The organism is Stutzerimonas marianensis (assembly GCF_022810315.1).
Taxonomy (GTDB): Bacteria; Pseudomonadota; Gammaproteobacteria; order Pseudomonadales; family Pseudomonadaceae; genus Stutzerimonas; species Stutzerimonas marianensis.
In genome coordinates this window covers 665,022-681,982 of record NZ_JALGRD010000001.1, presented here as the reverse complement: position 1 = coordinate 681,982, position 16,961 = coordinate 665,022, and the positions used below count along the sequence as shown (strand labels likewise).

Here is a 16,961-nt window from a genome sequence, read left to right as displayed (position 1 = left end):
TGATCCGCAGTTCGGTCCAGCACTGAGTCAGGCGGACATGAAAAAGGGGAGCCGGTTGGCTCCCCTTTTTTTGTCGGCAAGGCCTGTGGTCAAGCCTGGGTTTCGAGCCGCTGAACCTCGGCATTGACCCAATCTTCAGCGCGCTGGTTGAGTTCGGCAACCGCGCGCGGCCCCTCGCTTTCGGCGTGCATCGCTGGCCCAATGACCACCTGGATGGTACCGGGTCGCTTGCCCCAGCCAGCTTTTGGCCAAAAACTTCCGGCGTTATGCGCGATTGGCAGTACCGGCAGTTTGGCGTTGGCGGCCAAGGCGGCGCCGCTGCGGGAGAACTTGCCGTTCTGCCCAACCGGCACTCGAGTGCCTTCCGGGAAGATGAGCACCCAGGCGCCCTGCTCTAGACGCTCCTGGCCTTGCTTGGCAACCTGCCTAAGCGCCGCTTTCGGATTGTTGCGATCAATGGCGATGGGTTTGAGCAGCATGATCGCCCAGCCAAAGAACGGCACATACAGCAGCTCGCGTTTTAGCACCTGGCTCAACGGCTCGAAATAAGCCGAGAGGAAGAATGTCTCCCAGGTGCTCTGATGCTTCGACAGGATGACGCAGGGTGTGGACGGGATGTTCTCCTGTCCTCTGACTTCATAGCGCAGACCGATGATGGTCTTGGCCAGCCATACCGCATTGCGGCACCAGGCCTGAACCACGAAACGGTAACGGGCGCGGAACGACATGAAGGGCGCAACGACCAGGCATATGAGGCACCAGACCAGCGCGCTCAGGGCCAGCAGGGCATAGAACAACGCGATCCGTACGGTATAAGCGAGACTCATCGCGACTCCTTTAACAGGTGGTCCACCACCGAGGCCAGATCATCGAACACCTGCGTACCCGGCGGTAGCGTACCTTCCAGGGTGCGTTGCCCTTTGCCCGTCCTGACCAGGTAAGGCTCGCCGCCAAGTTGCATTCCGGCTTGTAGGTCACGAAGGCTGTCGCCAATGACCGGCACGCCTTTGAGGTCTGCGAGGTGGAAGTGCTCGGCGATCGTCGCGAACAGACCGGGCAACGGCTTGCGACACGTGCAGCCGGCTTCCGGGCCATGCGGGCAATGCACGACAAGGTCGATGCGACCGCCCTGCTCCATCACCAGCTGCTGCATCTTGAAATGCATGTCGTCCAGCGTGCGGGCATCGAATAGGCCCCGCGCCAGGCCGGATTGGTTGGTCGCAACCGCAACCGTCCAGCCAGCCTGGCACAGCCGTGCGATGGCCTCGATCGATCCGGGGATCGGGATCCACTCGGCCACGCTCTTGACGTAGGCGTCGGAGTCCTCGTTGATCACCCCGTCACGGTCCAGGACGAGCAGTCTGACCGGTCTAGCCAAGTGCGGAAATGTCGGCGACGCCAAGGAACAATCCTCTCAACCGGGCCAGCAATGCATAGCGGTTGGCGCGTACCGAAGCATCTTCGGCATTGACCAGCACCGCCTCGAAAAAGGCGTCCACAGGGCCGCGCAGGTGCGCAAGCCGCTCCAGTGCCTCACGGTACTGCCGCGCCGCGGCGAGCGGCTGAACGGCCTGCTCGGCCTGCTGAAGCGCGGAGTACAGGGAAAACTCGGTCGCGTTGTCGAACCAGCGCGGTTCGACGGTCGCCGGCAGCTTCGCCTCGAACTTGCTCAACAGGTTGGAGACACGCTTGTTCGCAGCCGCCAGCGCCTCGGCTTCGGGCAGTTGGCGGAACGCCTGGACCGCCTGCACTCGTTGGTCGAAATCCAGCGCCGAGGCTGGCTTTACGGCACGGACCGACAAGTAGGACGCGACATCGATGCCTTCGTCCTCATAGCGGGCACGCAGGCGGTCGAAGATGAACTCGAGCACCTGCTCGTCCAGGCCGGCTGCCTTGACTTGGCTGCCGAACTGCCCGATAGCGAAATTGACGGCCTGGACCAGGTCCAGATCCAGCTGTTTTTCGACGAGGATACGCAGCACACCGAGCGCGGCGCGACGCAACGCGTAGGGGTCCTTGCTGCCGGTGGGCAGCATGCCGATGCCGAAAATGCCGACCAGCGTATCGAGCTTGTCCGCTACCGCGAGAATCGCGCCAGTCTCGGTGCTCGGCAGTTCGGCACCAGCGCCGCGCGGCATGTACTGCTCGTTCAGCGCAAGGGCGACATCGTTGGGCTCGCCGTCGTTCAGCGCATAGTAGTAGCCCGCCACGCCTTGCATTTCGGGGAATTCACCCACCATCTCGGTCGCCAGGTCGCACTTGCTGAGCAGGCCGGCGCGTGCCGCCCATTGCGCATTGGCCTGCACGTCGCCGGCGATGAAGGCGGCGAGCTTGGAGACACGCACGGCCTTGTCGTAGACCGTACCGAGCTGCGCCTGGAAGACTACGTTCTTCAGACGGTCGTTGAAGCTCTCGAGCCGCTGCTTCTTGTCCTGCTTGAAGAAGAACTCGGCGTCGGTCAGGCGTGGACGCACGACTTTCTCATTGCCTGCGACGACCTGCGCCGGATCACGGCTGGCGATGTTGGCCACGGTGATGAAGCGAGGCAGCAGCTTGCCCTGGGCATCGAGCAGGCAGAAATACTTCTGGTTGTCTTGCATGGTGCTGATCAGCGCTTCCTGGGGCACTTCGAGGAAGCGCTCCTCGAACGAGCAGACCAGCGGAACCGGCCACTCGACCAGCGCGGTGACTTCATCCAGCAAGGCTGGGGGCACGATGGCTGTGCCGTTCTGCTCGGCTGCCAGCTCGTCGACCCGCTTGGCGATCAAGGCGCGACGCTCGGCGAAATCGGCGATCACGTGCGCAGCGCGCAGGTCTTCCAGGTAGCTGGACGGCTTGGAGATCCGCACCGGGCCCGGGCTATGGAAGCGATGGCCACGAGATTCCTGACCGGCCCGCTGAGCCAGCAGCGTGCAGTCGACGACCTGATCCCCAAACAGCATCACCAGCCACTGGGTCGGACGCACGAATTCTTCCTTGCGCGCGGCCCAGCGCATGCGCTTGGGAATCGGCAGTTCATTCAGCGCGTTTTCGACGATGCCTGGAAGCAGCTTGGTCGTTGTTTCACCGGGGATGGTGCGGTTGTACTTGAGCTTCGGACCGCTGCGATCGATTTCCGACAGCTCTACGCCGCACTTGCGCGCAAAGCCGAGGGCGGCCTGGGTCGGCTCGCCGTCGGCATCGAAAGCGGCCTGCAGCGGCGGGCCGTCTAGGTTGACGCTGCGGTCGGGCTGTTCGGTTTCCAGGCTTTGCACGAGAACGGCCAGGCGTCGCGGGGCCGCAAAAGACTGGACCCGGGCATGCAGCAGTCCCGCCTCTTTCAGGCCTTTTTCGATGCCGGTACGGAAGGCCTCCGACAGCTTGCTCAGCGCCTTGGGTGGCAGCTCTTCGGTGCCGAGTTCGACAAGGAAATCCAGTGCACTCATTCTGCTGCCTCCAGCTTGGCCAGTACTTCGTCACGCAGGTCGGGGGCGGCCATCGGGAAGCCCAGCTTGGCGCGCGCCTGCAGGTAGCTCTGGGCCACGGCGCGAGCCAGGGCGCGAACGCGAAGGATGTACTGCTGGCGAGCGGTCACCGAAATGGCACGGCGGGCGTCCAGCAGGTTGAAGGTGTGAGAGGCCTTGACCACCATTTCGTAAGTCGGCAGAGGCAGCTGGAGGTCGATGAGGCGATTCGCCTCGGCCTCGTAGAAGTCGAACAGCTCGAACAGCTTGTCCACGTTGGCGTGTTCGAAGTTGTAGGTCGACTGCTCGACTTCGTTCTGATGGAAGACATCGCCATAGGTGACCTTGCCGAAGGGGCCATCGGTCCAGACGAGGTCGTAGACCGAGTCCACGCCCTGGAGGTACATCGCCAGGCGCTCCAGGCCATAGGTGATTTCGCCCGTGACCGGGTAGCACTCGACGCCGCCCACCTGCTGGAAATAGGTGAATTGAGTGACTTCCATGCCGTTCAACCAGACTTCCCAACCCAGGCCCCAGGCACCCAGGGTCGGCGATTCCCAGTTGTCTTCGACGAAACGCACGTCGTGGACCGAGGTGTCGACGCCGATCCGGCGCAGCGACTCAAGGTACAGGTCCTGGATATTGTCCGGGTTGGGCTTGAGCACGACCTGGAACTGGTAGTAGTGCTGCAGGCGGTTGGGATTCTCACCGTAGCGGCCATCGGCCGGGCGGCGCGAAGGCTGAACATAGGCGGCATTCCAGGTTTCCGGGCCGATGGCCCGCAGGAAGGTGGCGGTATGGAAGGTACCGGCGCCCATCTCCATGTCATAGGGTTGCAGAACGACGCAACCCTGCTCGGCCCAGTAGCTTTGCAGGGCGAGGATCAGGTCTTGGAAGGTGCGCACGGCAGGCGTAGGCTGGGTCAAAATTTCACCTGTGCTGGGCTTCGACATAAAGCCCCGGAGTATACCCGATTACAGCCCGAACCCGGCGCCAGCCCGGCGTCTGGGATGCGTTTTCACCGGTGGGCGCCCTGCCCGCTCTGCCAAGGAAGCCGAAGCATGCCGCGTTGCACGTGGTGCACGAACGACCCGCTGTATACCCAGTATCACGATCAGGAATGGGGCGTGCCGAATCGCGACCCACAGGCCTTGTTCGAATTCCTGTTGCTGGAAGGCTTCCAGGCGGGGCTGTCGTGGATCACCGTGCTCAGGAAGCGCGAACGCTACCGACAGGTGCTGTTCGGCTTCGATGCGCAGCGGCTGGCGCAGATGACCGATGCCGAAATCGACGAACGAATGCAAGACCCGGGCATCATCCGTAATCGGCGCAAGCTCGAGGCCGCTCGGCGCAATGCGCAGGCCTGGCTTGAGCTGGACGAGCCGGCCGTGTGGCTGTGGTCCTTCGTCGGCGGCCAGCCGAAGATCAACCACTTCAGGTCGATCACGCAAATCCCGGCGATCACCCCCGAAGCCCAGGCCATGAGCCGAGCCTTGAAGAAGGCCGGCTTCAGTTTTGTCGGGCCGACCATCTGCTACGCGTTCATGCAGGCCAGCGGCATGGTCATGGACCATACCCTCGATTGCGACCGCTATCGCGCACTCTCCGCCGACGCAAGCGCTTAGCGGCGCCGGGCGAGAGTCGAGCGCGCGAAGCGGTTACACTTGCCGTTTTGGATGGTGGGGAGATGTCCTTGGACAGGTTCAAAGGAGCGCTGATTGTCGGTTTTCTGCGCCTGTTTGCACTGTTGCCCTGGTCAGCGGTGCAGCGGCTCGGGGGACTGATCGGGTGGCTGATGTGGAAACTGCCCAACCGCTCGCGCGAGGTCGCCCGGACCAACTTGAGTCGTTGCTTCCCCGAACTGGACGACGCGGCACGCGAGCAGCTGCTGGGCCAGAGCCTCAAGCAGATCGGCAAGACGTTTACCGAAAGTGCCTGTGCCTGGATCTGGCCGGCCGAAAAGACGCTGCGCCTGGTGCGTGAGGTCGAAGGGCTCGAGGTGCTGGAACAGGCGCTGGCGTCCGGCAAGGGCGTGGTCGGGATCACCAGCCATCTGGGCAACTGGGAAGTGCTCAATCACTTTTATTGCTCGCAATGCAAGCCGATCATCTTCTATCGCCCGCCCAAGCTGAAGGCGGTGGACGATCTGCTCCAGCGCCAACGTGTGCAACTCGGCAACAAGGTCGCGCCCTCCACGCGCGAAGGGATCATCAGCGTGATCAAGGAAGTGCGCCGCGGCGGCGCCGTCGGCATTCCCGCGGATCCGGAGCCGAGCGAAGGCGCAGGCGTGTTCGTGCCCTTCCTCGCGACCCAGGCGCTGACCAGCAAGTTCGTGCCTGGCATGCTCACTGGAGGCAAGGCGGTCGGGGTGTTTCTCCACGCATTGCGTCTGGAGGACGGTTCAGGCTACAAGGTGATCCTCGAAGCGGCGCCGCCCGCAATGTACGACGAGGATGTCGACGTTGCGGTTGCCGCCATGAGTGGTGTCGTCGAACGCTATGTCCGCACCTGGCCGAGCCAGTACATGTGGACCATGAAACGGTTCAAGAAACGTCCGGCGGGCGAGCCGCGCTGGTACTGATCCAGTCAACGAAGCACAGGGAAAGTCATGGGAAATCCGAATCAGCGACAGCACCCGCGCGCGCCGATGAAGTGCCGCATCCGCATCACGCATGAATCCTTTGGCGAAATCTTCGCCCACACCCGCGATCTCTCGGATGGCGGAGTCTATGTCAAACATCCGCAACTGGCTGATTTGCAGCCGGGCATGATCGTCAGCGGCCAGGTTCAGGATCTGCCGATCCCGGCACCCGTGCTGGAGATGGAAGTGATGCGCGTCGATGCCGAAGGCGTGGGCCTGCGTTTCCGCGTGACGGATTAGCGGGGCGTGAGGTCGCTGGCTTCAGCCCCGCGCAAACGGGCGAGGAGCCGTCGTCGGTGAAACACCCAGCGCCGGCTGGACGATCCCGCTGCCCTGCCCCTCAGCCTCTGTCCAGCTTGCGCAGGAAGACCTGCATTTCCTTTTCCGCCTGCTTGTCACCTCGTTGCCGTGCAGCCACCAGCCCCCGCTCCCAGGCCAGCCGTGCGCTAGCGGTATCGCCTGAGGCCTGGTGCGCCTTGCCGAGCAGTTTCCAGGCTGCGGAATAACCGGGGTCCTGCTCGACGCAGCGCCGCAGGTGGAACGCTGCGCTGGGCGCGTCTCCGGCATCGAGGTAGCCCTTGCCAAGACCGAAACGCAGCATGGCGCTGTCCTTGCCAGCGGCCAGCATCTTTTCCAGCGATTCGAGCATGTACGCCTCCGGTTACGGTCAACTGGCCTGGGTGACGGCGCTGAGAAATTCCTGGGTGCGAGCTTCCCGGGGATTGTCGAAGAGCTCTTCGGGTGTGCCCTGCTCGTGGATCCGACCTTCGTTGAAAAAGCATACGCGATCGGCAAATTCCCGGGCGAAGCCCATCTGATGGGTCACCATCAGCATGGTCAGGCTGTGCGCATCGCCGAGACGGCGGATGACGTTGAGCACCTCGCCGCAGAGTTCCGGATCCAGCGCTGAGGTCACTTCGTCGAACAGCATCACCTTCGGCCGCATGGCCAAGGCGCGGGCGATGGCGACGCGCTGCTGCTGGCCGCCGGACAGTTGCGAGGGATAGTGATCGAGTTTGTCCTCCAACCCGACCATGGCCAGGAGCTCCTCGGCCCGCTCGCGCGCCTCGGCCTTGGACAGCCCGAGCACCTGCACGGGCGCCTCCATCACGTTCTGCCGCGTGCTCATGTGCGGGAAAAGGTTGAAGCTCTGGAACACCATGCCCACTTTGCCGCGCACGCGACGTAGATGCCGGGCGTTGGCTCGGACCAGCTTGCCCTGGCTGTTCGGCATGTGGGTCAAGGGCTCGCCATCGACCAGGATGACGCCGTCGTCGATCTGCTCCAATGTCATGAGCGCCCTCAGCAGGGTCGACTTGCCGGAGCCACTGGGACCGATGATCGCGACCTTCTCGCCGTTGCGGACCTCCAGATCGAGGTGATTGAGCACCGTGAGCTCGCCGTAATGCTTGCTCACGTCTCGGAACTGCACCATCACCTCCGTTTCATGGGGGGTATCGGTGGCCGGCGCACCGGCTGGCATGGACAGGGTCATCGGGCTAGCTCCATACGGTTTTCCAGGCGCCGCACCAACCAGGCGAGGCCAAGACTGAGGATTAGAAAGAATAGGCCGACCATGGTGATCGGCTCGAGGTAGCGGAAATGCTCGGAGCCGATATTCTTGGCTCGCTGCATGATTTCGACGACGGTGATGGCCGACAGCACGGGCGTGTCCTTGAGCATCGAGATCAGGTAGTTGCCCAGTGCCGGCATGATCGGGCGCAGGGCCTGCGGCAGGATCACCTTGCGGTAGGCGGTCAGCGGCTTCATGTTCAGCGCCGTGACCGCCTCCCACTGGGCGCGCGGTACTGCATCCAGCCCGGCGCGATAGACCTCGGCGGTGTAGCAGGCGTAATGCAGCGCGATGCCGGCGATACCAGCCTGCAGCGCCGACAGGTTGATGCCGAAATTGGGCAGCACGAAGAACAGGAAGTACACCTGGATCAGCAACGGCGTGCTGCGGATGAACTCGATGACGCCGGTTACCGGCCACGACAACCAGGGCTGCCGGCTGCGCCGCCCGACCGCCAGGAAGAGCCCCAGGACGATGGCGATGGAAAAGCCGGCCAGGGTAATCCCGATGGTCTTCAGCGAGGCGTCCAGCAGCCTGGGTAGGATCTGCAGGGCGAAATCCCAATCGAAGAAATTCATGACAAGCCTCCCCGCATGCGGCCACGGGCGAGGCGGCGTTCCAGGGTGCGCATCCCGAAGTTGATGAACTGGGCGAGCACGAAGTAGATAACCAGCGCGAGGCCGAAGATCTCAAGCGTCTGCAGGGTCGCCTGGTCAAGCTGGCGGGCGCGGAAGGCCAGGTCCGACAGCGTGATCAGCGACACCAGCGACGTGTTCTTCAGCAGCTCGATGAGCAGGTTCGTACCCGGTGGGATCGCCGCCAGCAGCGCCTGTGGCAGGATCACCCGGCGCAGGCGCTGCCAGGGCGTCATGTTCAGGGCCAGGCAGGCCTCGTACTGGCCCTCATGAACGGACCGGATCGCGCCCCGCAGCACCTCGGCCCCGTAGGCGCCGATGTTCAGGCCGAGCCCGATCACGGCGACCTGGAAGGCGCTCATTTCCACGTTGAAGGGCGGCATGGGCAAGACGAAGTACAGCCAGAACAGCTGTACCAGCAGCGAGCTGCCGCGAAACAGCTCGATGTAGGTGATGGCCAGCCAGCGCAGCGGCGCAATCGGAGACAATCGGGCGAAGGCGCCGACCAGCGCGGCCAGGATTGCCAATAGTGAGCCGAAAAAGGTGACCTGCATGGTCACCCAGGCACCTTGCAGCAATAGGGGTAAGAGTTCGTTCATCATGGTTTTCCGGTTGGCTCCGTGCCGGACGGAGCTGGAAACGCCCACGGGTGACAGCGCAACGCGGGCGGGAGGGCTGCGCGCTGCTCATCACGCGGGCCGAGCAGCTTGCAGCCAGCCGCTGGCTCGCCTACCTCGCGCATGCAACGGCGGGTGGATGGCGAGCGTCGGCGGTCGTCATTCATGCGGTACTCATCCGAGGCGACCGAGCCGGCCGCCTCGGTGCCATCAGGCGCTGCAGAGCTCGTCGGCGGTCTTGTCAGTCACGTTGGAACGATCGAAGCCGAAGGGCTCGACGGTCTTCAGGTGCTCGTCGCTGCCAAGCCACTTCTTCAGCTCGGCATTGACCGCATCGCGCAGAGCCTTGTCCTCTGGGCGGAACGCCAGGGCGCCGTAGCCGGTATTGGCCGGATCGTCCTTGAAGTCGGTGGTGGCTTCGACCCCGTCACCCGCCTTCTCGGCCAGACCCTTCATGGTCAGCTGAGTGCCGACGGCGGCGTCGGCGCGGCCGGTGCGCACGGCCTGCAGTTGGGAGGTGGTATCCGGAACCTGGACGATCTGGGAGTCCTTGATGCCGGCCTTGCGGGCATAGTTCAGGTTGACGGTGCCGGACATGATGGCGAGCTTGGCCGTCTCGTCCTTGGCGATGTCTTCATAGCTGCGCAGCTTCTTCGGGTTGCCGGCCTTGACCAGGAGGGTGTCCTGCAACTGGTAGTGCGGGTCGGTGAACAGGACCTGCTTGCAGCGCTCCGGTGTGATGTACATGCCCGCGGCAATGAGGTCGAAGCGGCTCGCACGCAGGCCGGGAATCAGCGAGCCCCATTCGGTGAGCACGGGGTTGATCTTCTCGACGCCCATGCGCTGGAAGATCTTTTCGACGATTTCGGGGGACTCGCCGGTGACGCTGCCGTCGGTGGCGGTGTAGGCGAAGGGGGTTTCGTTGGCGTAGCCGATGCGGACGCTGCTGCTGTCCTTGATCTTGTCCAGGGTATCGGCCTGGGTCAGGCTGCTGATCGTGGCGCCGACGAGCGCGGTGCACCCGATCAGTAGCCGGGCGATGGGTGAGATGCTGATGTTCCTCATGGTGTCTCTCCTGGTTTCCTTGGATATCCGCACGCGGATTCGTTTGTTCTAGGAGGCGGTTGCCGGGGTGAGTGCATCGGCTGAACGCTGGCAGAGACGGTGTCGCCAGTCGCCTCTGAGCGCATTGTGACAACGCCCCGGTTCGAGGAGCGCCGCACGGCCGATCTGCCCGAGCATACAAAAGCTGAGCGCCTAACGGAAATGTAGACGGCATCTGAGCCGATTTGTCTCGATCGAGCGGCAAAAAAAGCGGAGCGAAAATCCCGCGGGATGGTAGGGGTAGGGGCCGATCGCCTTGAACGGCGACCGGCCTGGTGCTTCAGAAAAAGGTCAGGCCAGCCTGGAAGAGGCGCTCGACGTCGCGAATCTGGCGCTTGTCGACGAGAAAGAGAATCACATGGTCGCCGGACTCGATCACGGTGTTGTCGTGGGCGATCAGCACTTCTTCGTCGCGAATGACCGCGCCAATGGTGGTGCCGGGCGGCAGCGCAATCTTGCCAATGGCGCGGCCGACCACCTTGCTCGAACGCGCGTCACCGTGAGCGATCACCTCGATCGCTTCGGCGGCGCCCCGGCGCAGCGAGTGCGCGCTGACGATATCGCCGCGACGCACGTGGGTCAGCAAGGTGCCAATGGTCGCCAACTGCGGGCTGATGGCGATGTCGATCTCGCCGCCCTGCACCAGGTCGACATAGGCCGGGTTGTTGATGATGCACATCACCTTGCGCGCCCCGAGGCGCTTGGCCAGCAACGAGGACATGATGTTGGCTTCATCGTCGTTGGTCAGCGCGAGAAAAACATCCGCGTCGTTGATGTTTTCCTCGACGAGCAGGTCGCGATCCGACGCACTGCCCTGCAGGATGATGGTGCTGTCCAGGGTGTCGGACAGGTAACGACAGCGCGCCGGGTTCATCTCGATGATCTTGACCTGGTAGCGGCTCTCGATCGCCTCGGCCAAACGCTCGCCGATGTGCCCGCCCCCGGCGATGACGATCCGCCGGTAGCTGTCATCGAGCCGGCGCATTTCGCTCATGACCGCGCGAATGTGGCCACGGGCGGCGATGAAGAACACTTCGTCATCGGCCTCGATGACCGTGTCGCCCTGCGGCAGGATCGCCTGGTTGCGCCGGAAGATCGCCGCGACGCGGGTGTCCACGTTGGGCATGTGCTTGCGGATCTGGCGCAGCTCCTGGCCCACCAGGGGGCCGCCGTAGTAGGCGCGCACCGCGACCAGCTGGGCCTTGCCGTCGGCGAAGTCGATCACCTGCAGCGAGCCGGGGTGTTCGATCAGGCGCTTGATGTAGTTGGTCACCACCTGCTCGGGGCTGATCAGTACGTCGACCGGAATCGCCTCGTTGCTGAACAGCCCGGAACGGGTGAGGTACACCGATTCGCGCACCCGGGCGATCTTCGTCGGCGTGTGGAACAGGGTGAAGGCGACCTGACAGGCGACCATGTTGGTCTCGTCGCTGTTGGTCACCGCGACCAGCATGTCCGCGTCGTCGGCGCCGGCCTGACGCAGCACGGTCGGGAACGAACCACGGCCGACCACGGTACGGATGTCGAGGCGGTCACCCAGATCGCGCAGACGATCGGCGTCGGTGTCCACCACCGTGATGTCGTTGGCTTCGCTGGCGAGGTTTTCGGCGAGCGTTCCGCCGACCTGGCCTGCGCCGAGAATGATGATCTTCACGCGATCACTCCTGAGAGGCGGATCTCGCCCCGTCTTGTTTTGCCGAGGCGCCGTGCGCCACCTGAATCAACGTCCTGTCCGGCCGCCGGGTTGTGCCGCGATCTTGATCAGCTTGGCGTAGTAGAACCCGTCATGCCCGTTCTGCTGTGGCAGCAGCTGGCGACCGTGCGGTTGCTCGACACCGAATCCCGTTGGCAGGTCCAGCTCGCGTGCCCCGGGGGTGCGGTTCAGAAACGCTTCGATGACCTCGCGGTTTTCCGTCGGCAATACCGAGCAGGTCGCGTAGAGCAACACGCCTCCGACCGCAAGCGTTGGCCAGAGTGCGTCGAGCATCTCGCCTTGCAGCGCCGCCAGCGGCGGGATGTCGTCGGCCTGGCGGGTCAGCTTGATGTCCGGGTGCCGGCGAATCACGCCGGTGGCCGAGCAGGGCGCGTCGAGCAGGATGCGATCGAAGTGGCGGCCGTCCCACCATGTCCCCGTCGCGCGCGCATCGGCCGCGATCAGGCTGGCGTCGAGCTGGAGCCGGTCGAGGTTTTCCTGGACGCGCTGCAACCGCTTGGGCTCGAGGTCCAGCGCGACGACGTCAGCGAGGGCCGGCTCGCGCTCGAGGATATGGCAGGTCTTGCCGCCCGGGGCGCAGCAGGCATCCAGCACCCGCTGGCCCGGCGCCAGGTCGAGCAGGCCGGCGGCGAGCTGTGCGGCTTCGTCCTGCACACTGACCCGCCCTTCGGCGAAACCTGGCAGCTGGTGGACATCGCAGGCTGCCTCCAGGCGGATACCGTCCTCGCTGAACGCGCATGGATGGGCCGTGATGCCAGCGGCCTGCAGCTCGGCGAGATAGGCGTTGCGGTTGGCCTGACGACGATTGACCCGGAGCATCATCGGCGGGTGCGCGTTATTGGCCTGACAAATCGCTTCCCAATGCGCCGGCCAGTGAGCCTTGAGCGCCTTTTGCAGCCAGCGCGGATGGGCGAAGCGAATCACCGGGTCGCGCTCGAGTTCGGCGAACAGAGCCTCGCCCTCGCGCTGTGCCTTGCGCAGCACCGCATTGAGCAGACCCTTGGCCCAGGGCTTCTTGAGCTTGTCCACACAGCCGACCGTTTCACCCAGGGCGGCGTGGGGCGGGATACGGGTATGGAACAACTGATACAGACCGATCAGCAGCAGCGCCTCGACGTCGCGGTCGGCTGCCTTGAAGGGCTTCTGCAGCAGGCGCTCGGCGAGGCCGGCCAGGCGTGGCTGCCAGCGTGCCGTGCCAAAGGCCAGGTCCTGGGTCAGGGCCCGATCACGCGCCTCGACCTTGCCCAGTACCTCGGGCAGGCTGCTGCCCAGCGAGGCCCTGCCTGCCAGCACCACGCCCAGGGCGCGGGCGGCGGCCAGGCGCGGATTCATCGCCATCAGACCAGCACCTTGCCCGGCGCGAACTGTTCGCGCCGGCTGTTGAACAGGTCACCGAAGTCCAGCGGCTTGCCGCCGGGCATCTGCAGCCGTGTCAGCAGCAGCGAGCCTTCGCCGCAGGCGACCTCCAGGCCCTCCCTGCTCGCCTCGAGGATCTGCCCGGGCGTGCCCTGGCCGGCTGCCGCACGCGCAGCGTGAACCTTGAGCGTGGCGTCATCGAGCCCAGCATGGCAGATCGGCCAGGGATGGAAGGCGCGCACCCGCCGTTCGAGTTCGACGGCCGGGCGGGTCCAGTCCAGGCGCGCTTCCTCCTTGTTCAACTTGTGCGCATAGGTGGCAAGGGCGTCGTCCTGCACCTCGCCAACGAGGGTGCCGGCCTCCAGCGCCGCGACGGCCTCCACCAGCGCCTGTGCGCCCAGCGTGGCGAGGCGGTCATGCAGGCTGCCGCCGGTGTCGATGGCGGAGATGGGCGTGGTCACCTTGAGCAGCATGGGGCCGGTGTCGAGGCCGGCTTCCATCTGCATCACGGTCACTCCGGATTCTGAATCGCCCGCCTCGATGGCGCGCTGGATCGGTGCAGCGCCGCGCCAGCGCGGTAGCAGCGAGGCATGGCTGTTGATGCAGCCGAGCCGCGGCAGGTCGAGGACCGCTTGCGGCAGGATTAAGCCGTAGGCCACCACGACCATCAGATCCGCCTGTAACGCCGCCAGCTCTGCCTGGGCTTCCGGAGCGCGCAGGGTCGATGGCTGAAAGACCGGGATACCGCGGCTTTGCGCCAGCTGCTTGACCGGGCTCGGCATCAGCTTCTGGCCGCGCCCTGCCGGTCGGTCCGGCTGGGTGTAGACGGCGACGACCTGGCGGTTCGCGTCGAGCAGGGCTTGCAGGTGCTGGGCTGCGAATTCCGGCGTACCGGCAAAAACGATGCGCATAGGGGACTCGTCAATAAAAAAGGCTTGCTGCCGCAAGCCTTTGGATGGAGAGGATCAAGCCTGCTGACGGTGAAGCTTTTCCAGCTTCTTCTTGATCCGGTCGCGCTTGAGGTTGGACAGGTAATCGACGAACAGCTTGCCGTTGAGGTGATCGCACTCGTGCTGGATGCATACGGCAAGCAGGCCTTCGGCGATCAATTCGAAGGGCTGGCCGTCGCGATCCAGCGCCTTGATCTTCACCTTCTGCGGGCGGTCAACATTCTCGTAGAAGCCTGGCACCGAGAGGCAACCTTCCTGGTACTGATCCATTTGGTCGGTCAGGTACTCGAACTCGGGGTTGATGAAGACGCGCGGTTCGGACTTGTCTTCGGAGAGATCCATCACCACGACCCGCTTGTGGACATTGACCTGCGTCGCCGCGAGCCCAATGCCGGGGGCGTCGTACATGGTTTCGAACATGTCGTCGATCAGCTGGCGAATGCCATCGTCGACTACGTCCACCGGCTTGGCGATGGTCCGCAGCCGCGGATCGGGAAACTCAAGGATGTTCAGGATTGCCATATGCGTTTGTGATGCACTTATGGAATAAAGTCAAAAGCCGCTGCTAAGATGCCGAGCAGCTTGTAAACGGCTTAACGCCGCTTTCCACAAGGGTTTCTGCGGCGCTAGGGCGCTTTACGTGAAGGCACATCATAAAGGGATTCACCACATGAGGAAATCACTACTCGCCCTGCTGCTGGTGGCGGTTGGCGGCATGGCTCAGGCCGCTGTGGAGCTCAAGGAAGGCCATCCTGAGCAATACACCGTGGTGAAGGGCGACACGCTTTGGGACATTTCCGGTCGTTTCCTGCGTGAGCCGTGGAAGTGGCCGGAACTGTGGCATGCCAACCCTCAGGTCGAGAACCCACATCTGATCTATCCAGGCGACAAGCTGAGCCTCGTCTACATCGACGGGCAGCCGCGGCTGACGCTCAACCGTGGCGCGTCGCGTGGCACCATCAAGCTCTCCCCGACCGTACGCACCACGCCGATGGCCGAGGCTATCAGCACCATTCCGCTGGAAGCCATCAATTCCTTCCTGCTCAGCAACCGCATCGTCGACACGGCTGAGCAATTCGAATCGGCGCCCTATATCGTCGCAGGCAATGCCGAGCGGGTCATCAGCGGCGCCGGTGATCGCATCTATGGTCGCGGCGCCTTCGATCAGCAGGTCGGTGCCTACGGCGTGTTCCGCCAGGGCAAAACCTATGTCGATCCGGAGAGCGGCGAATTTCTCGGCATCAATGCCGACGACATCGGTTCCGTCGAGTTGCTGGAAGTCGAAGACGACATCGCTACTCTGCGCTTGACCCGCGTAACCCAGGAGGCCCGTCTCGGCGACCGGCTGTTCCCCAATGAAGAGCGTGCGGTGAACTCCACCTTCATGCCAAGCGAGCCCAAGGAAAAGGTCGAAGGCCTGATCCTCGACGTCCCGCGTGGCGTGACCCAGATCGGCCAGTTCGACGTGGTTACCCTGAACAAGGGCGCGCGTGACGGCCTGGAGATCGGCAACGTGCTCGCGGTCTACAAGACCGGAGAAACGGTGCGCGACCGGGTCACCGGTGAGAACGTGAAGATTCCGGACGAGCGCTCCGGTCTGCTGATGGTCTTCCGCGCTTACGAAAAGCTCAGCTACGGCCTCGTCCTGCAGGCGACCCGCTCGCTGGCTGTAATGGACAAGGTACGTAATCCCTGACCCACCGAGCCCCGCTGATGCGGGGCTCGTTCTTTCTACAGGCACTGCACGGATGCGGTGCTCCGAGACAAAGGATTGTTCCCGATGGTTGCGGTATCCCCTGCCGAACTCGAGGCGCGCCTGCGCCTGCATCTGTTGCCCGAACTGGGCCCACGCCGACTTCGCAAGCTCCTCAGTGCCTTTCCCGATGCGTCATCCGCGCTCAGCGCACCGGCAAACGCCTGGCGTGCGCTGGGATTGCCCGCTGCCTGTGCCGAGCCGCGTCGCAGCCCGGCGATCCGCGAGCGTGCCGCGGCGGCGCTGGCCTGGCTGGAGCAGCCCGATCATCACCTGATGATGTGGGACGATCCGACCTATCCGGGACTGCTCGAAGAGTTGCCGGACGCCCCGCCGCTGCTTTTCGTTGCGGGTGACCCGGGATTGCTCGCGCGCCCGCAGTTGGCAATGGTCGGCAGCCGCCGTGCCTCGCGGCCAGGGTTGGACAATGCCACAGCATTCGCTCGGAGCCTGGCGCGCGGCGGTTTCGTGATTACCAGTGGGCTCGCGCTCGGCATTGACGGCGCTGCCCACCAGGGCGCGCTGGATGTCGATGGCAGCACGATTGCCGTGCTCGGGACCGGTCTGCAATGCCTGTACCCGCGCCGCCATGTCGGGTTGGCCGCGCGTATCGTCGAATGCGGCGGCGCGCTGGTCTCCGAGCTGCCGCTCGACTGCGCGCCTCAGGCCGCCAACTTTCCCCGTCGCAACCGCATCATCAGTGGCCTTTCGCTGGGCGTGCTGGTGGTCGAGGCCAGTCCGTCGAGCGGCTCGCTGATCACCGCCCGGTTGGCTGCCGAGCAGGGCCGCGAGGTCTATGCGATACCTGGTTCCATCCATCACCCCGGCGCGCGTGGTTGCCATCAGCTGATCCGCCAGGGGGCCGCGCTGGTCGAGAGCGTCGATGATGTACTGCAAGCCCTGCGTGGCTGGCAACAAAGCCCACCGCACGAGGACAACGTCACACAAGCCCTGGCGCCGTCACACCCGTTGCTCGCCCAGCTGCACGCCGCCCCGATGAGCAGTGAGGCGTTGGCCGCCGCTTCCGGTCAGCCGCTTTCGAGCGTTCTGGCCGAACTGACCGAGTTGGAGATCGACGGCCGCGTGGTGAGCGAAAACGGCGTGTGGGTGGCACGCCCCCGCTGACTGAGCTGTGCGGCCACCAGCGCTTGGGTACACTGCGCCGATCAACTTCA

Annotated in this window: 18 protein-coding genes; 5 read left to right on the top strand and 13 right to left on the bottom strand. The window is 64.2% G+C overall.

Features of this window, described 5'->3' with window-relative positions; translation table 11 throughout:
* Nucleotides 1-89: 89 nt before the first annotated feature.
* The 4 genes from MST27_RS02975 to glyQ are packed head-to-tail and all read right to left on the bottom strand — an operon-like array spanning nt 90 to nt 4,369.
* Nucleotides 90-827 (bottom strand): lysophospholipid acyltransferase family protein, encoded by a 738-nt coding sequence (locus MST27_RS02975; protein ID WP_243604509.1) that lies wholly within the window; start codon nt 825-827, stop codon nt 90-92.
* Nucleotides 824-1,402, bottom strand: a complete 579-nt coding sequence (gene gmhB / locus MST27_RS02970; RefSeq protein ID WP_243604508.1) for a D-glycero-beta-D-manno-heptose 1,7-bisphosphate 7-phosphatase — start codon at nt 1,400-1,402, stop codon at nt 824-826. Before gmhB ends, MST27_RS02975 begins: the two co-directional genes overlap by 4 nt.
* Complete coding sequence (glyS, locus tag MST27_RS02965) at nt 1,371-3,425, bottom strand: glycine--tRNA ligase subunit beta (RefSeq protein WP_243604507.1); 2,055 nt, start codon at nt 3,423-3,425, stop codon at nt 1,371-1,373. Before glyS ends, gmhB begins: the two co-directional genes overlap by 32 nt.
* Nucleotides 3,422-4,369, bottom strand: a complete 948-nt coding sequence (gene glyQ / locus MST27_RS02960) for a glycine--tRNA ligase subunit alpha (protein ID WP_243604506.1) — start codon at nt 4,367-4,369, stop codon at nt 3,422-3,424. The genes glyS and glyQ overlap by 4 nt, the downstream gene beginning before the upstream one ends.
* A gap of 135 nt (nt 4,370-4,504) precedes the next feature.
* Here glyQ and MST27_RS02955 point away from each other — a divergent pair, with 135 nt between their 5' ends.
* The 3 genes from MST27_RS02955 (at nt 4,505) to MST27_RS02945 (ending at nt 6,324) form a co-directional block, all read left to right on the top strand.
* The gene (locus MST27_RS02955; RefSeq protein WP_243604505.1) at nt 4,505-5,068 is read left to right on the top strand and encodes a DNA-3-methyladenine glycosylase I; all 564 of its coding nucleotides are present in this window, start codon (nt 4,505-4,507) and stop codon (nt 5,066-5,068) included.
* A gap of 68 nt (nt 5,069-5,136) precedes the next feature.
* Entirely contained in the window at nt 5,137-6,024 is an 888-nt protein-coding gene (locus MST27_RS02950) for a lysophospholipid acyltransferase (protein WP_243604504.1), read from the top strand.
* Nucleotides 6,025-6,051: 27 nt separating this feature from the next.
* On the top strand, nt 6,052-6,324 hold the full coding sequence (locus MST27_RS02945) for a PilZ domain-containing protein (RefSeq protein WP_243604503.1): 273 nt from the start codon (nt 6,052-6,054) through the stop codon (nt 6,322-6,324).
* A 100-nt stretch (nt 6,325-6,424) separates the two neighbouring features.
* On the opposite strand, the gene MST27_RS02940 is transcribed toward MST27_RS02945, so the two are convergent.
* From MST27_RS02940 to def, 9 genes are all read right to left on the bottom strand, one after another.
* Nucleotides 6,425-6,733: a tetratricopeptide repeat protein gene (locus MST27_RS02940; RefSeq protein WP_243604502.1), complete on the bottom strand. Its 309-nt coding sequence runs from the start codon at nt 6,731-6,733 to the stop codon at nt 6,425-6,427.
* Nucleotides 6,734-6,751: 18 nt separating this feature from the next.
* The gene (gene ehuA / locus MST27_RS02935) at nt 6,752-7,567 is read right to left on the bottom strand and encodes an ectoine/hydroxyectoine ABC transporter ATP-binding protein EhuA (protein ID WP_420864213.1); all 816 of its coding nucleotides are present in this window, start codon (nt 7,565-7,567) and stop codon (nt 6,752-6,754) included.
* A gap of 8 nt (nt 7,568-7,575) precedes the next feature.
* Nucleotides 7,576-8,235: an ectoine/hydroxyectoine ABC transporter permease subunit EhuD gene (ehuD, locus tag MST27_RS02930; RefSeq protein ID WP_243604501.1), complete on the bottom strand. Its 660-nt coding sequence runs from the start codon at nt 8,233-8,235 to the stop codon at nt 7,576-7,578.
* Nucleotides 8,232-8,891, bottom strand: a complete 660-nt coding sequence (gene ehuC, locus MST27_RS02925; protein WP_243604500.1) for an ectoine/hydroxyectoine ABC transporter permease subunit EhuC — start codon at nt 8,889-8,891, stop codon at nt 8,232-8,234. The genes ehuD and ehuC overlap by 4 nt, the downstream gene beginning before the upstream one ends.
* Nucleotides 8,892-9,119: 228 nt before the next feature.
* A complete protein-coding gene (gene ehuB / locus MST27_RS02920) occupies nt 9,120-9,974 on the bottom strand; it encodes an ectoine/hydroxyectoine ABC transporter substrate-binding protein EhuB (protein ID WP_243604499.1) in 855 nt (284 codons plus the stop codon).
* 319 nt (nt 9,975-10,293) lie between these two features.
* A complete protein-coding gene (trkA, locus tag MST27_RS02915) occupies nt 10,294-11,667 on the bottom strand; it encodes a Trk system potassium transporter TrkA (RefSeq protein ID WP_243604498.1) in 1,374 nt (457 codons plus the stop codon).
* A gap of 66 nt (nt 11,668-11,733) precedes the next feature.
* A complete protein-coding gene (gene rsmB / locus MST27_RS02910) occupies nt 11,734-13,059 on the bottom strand; it encodes a 16S rRNA (cytosine(967)-C(5))-methyltransferase RsmB (protein ID WP_243604534.1) in 1,326 nt (441 codons plus the stop codon).
* Between the two features lie 5 nt (nt 13,060-13,064).
* Nucleotides 13,065-13,994, bottom strand: coding sequence for a methionyl-tRNA formyltransferase (fmt, locus tag MST27_RS02905; protein WP_243604497.1), 930 nt, complete (start codon nt 13,992-13,994; stop codon nt 13,065-13,067).
* A gap of 54 nt (nt 13,995-14,048) precedes the next feature.
* Nucleotides 14,049-14,555 carry a peptide deformylase gene (gene def, locus MST27_RS02900; RefSeq protein ID WP_243604496.1) on the bottom strand — a complete coding sequence of 169 codons (507 nt, stop codon included), beginning with the start codon at nt 14,553-14,555 and terminating at the stop codon, nt 14,049-14,051.
* A 148-nt stretch (nt 14,556-14,703) separates the two neighbouring features.
* Here def and MST27_RS02895 point away from each other — a divergent pair, with 148 nt between their 5' ends.
* Together MST27_RS02895 and dprA are read left to right on the top strand one after the other, a co-directional pair.
* Nucleotides 14,704-15,729 (top strand): LysM peptidoglycan-binding domain-containing protein, encoded by a 1,026-nt coding sequence (locus MST27_RS02895; protein WP_243604495.1) that lies wholly within the window; start codon nt 14,704-14,706, stop codon nt 15,727-15,729.
* 84 nt (nt 15,730-15,813) lie between these two features.
* Nucleotides 15,814-16,911, top strand: coding sequence for a DNA-processing protein DprA (dprA, locus tag MST27_RS02890; protein ID WP_243604494.1), 1,098 nt, complete (start codon nt 15,814-15,816; stop codon nt 16,909-16,911).
* Nucleotides 16,912-16,961 lie beyond the last annotated feature (50 nt).

What these genes read in the sequence shown, in the direction of transcription:
- ehuB (WP_243604499.1), bottom strand. Translation starts at nt 9,974, where the DNA reads ATGAGGAACATCAGCATCTCACCCATCGCCCGGCTACTGATCGGGTGC.
- MST27_RS02955 (WP_243604505.1), top strand. Translation starts at nt 4,505, where the DNA reads ATGCCGCGTTGCACGTGGTGCACGAACGACCCGCTGTATACCCAGTAT.
- MST27_RS02940 (WP_243604502.1), bottom strand. Translation starts at nt 6,733, where the DNA reads ATGCTCGAATCGCTGGAAAAGATGCTGGCCGCTGGCAAGGACAGCGCC.
- MST27_RS02945 (WP_243604503.1), top strand. Translation starts at nt 6,052, where the DNA reads ATGGGAAATCCGAATCAGCGACAGCACCCGCGCGCGCCGATGAAGTGC.
- glyS (WP_243604507.1), bottom strand. Translation starts at nt 3,425, where the DNA reads ATGAGTGCACTGGATTTCCTTGTCGAACTCGGCACCGAAGAGCTGCCA.
- ehuD (WP_243604501.1), bottom strand. Translation starts at nt 8,235, where the DNA reads ATGAATTTCTTCGATTGGGATTTCGCCCTGCAGATCCTACCCAGGCTG.
- MST27_RS02975 (WP_243604509.1), bottom strand. Translation starts at nt 827, where the DNA reads ATGAGTCTCGCTTATACCGTACGGATCGCGTTGTTCTATGCCCTGCTG.
- ehuC (WP_243604500.1), bottom strand. Translation starts at nt 8,891, where the DNA reads ATGAACGAACTCTTACCCCTATTGCTGCAAGGTGCCTGGGTGACCATG.
- fmt (WP_243604497.1), bottom strand. Translation starts at nt 13,994, where the DNA reads ATGCGCATCGTTTTTGCCGGTACGCCGGAATTCGCAGCCCAGCACCTG.
- def (WP_243604496.1), bottom strand. Translation starts at nt 14,555, where the DNA reads ATGGCAATCCTGAACATCCTTGAGTTTCCCGATCCGCGGCTGCGGACC.
- ehuA (WP_420864213.1), bottom strand. Translation starts at nt 7,567, where the DNA reads ATGCCAGCCGGTGCGCCGGCCACCGATACCCCCCATGAAACGGAGGTG.
- dprA (WP_243604494.1), top strand. Translation starts at nt 15,814, where the DNA reads ATGGTTGCGGTATCCCCTGCCGAACTCGAGGCGCGCCTGCGCCTGCAT.
- rsmB (WP_243604534.1), bottom strand. Translation starts at nt 13,059, where the DNA reads ATGAATCCGCGCCTGGCCGCCGCCCGCGCCCTGGGCGTGGTGCTGGCA.
- MST27_RS02895 (WP_243604495.1), top strand. Translation starts at nt 14,704, where the DNA reads ATGAGGAAATCACTACTCGCCCTGCTGCTGGTGGCGGTTGGCGGCATG.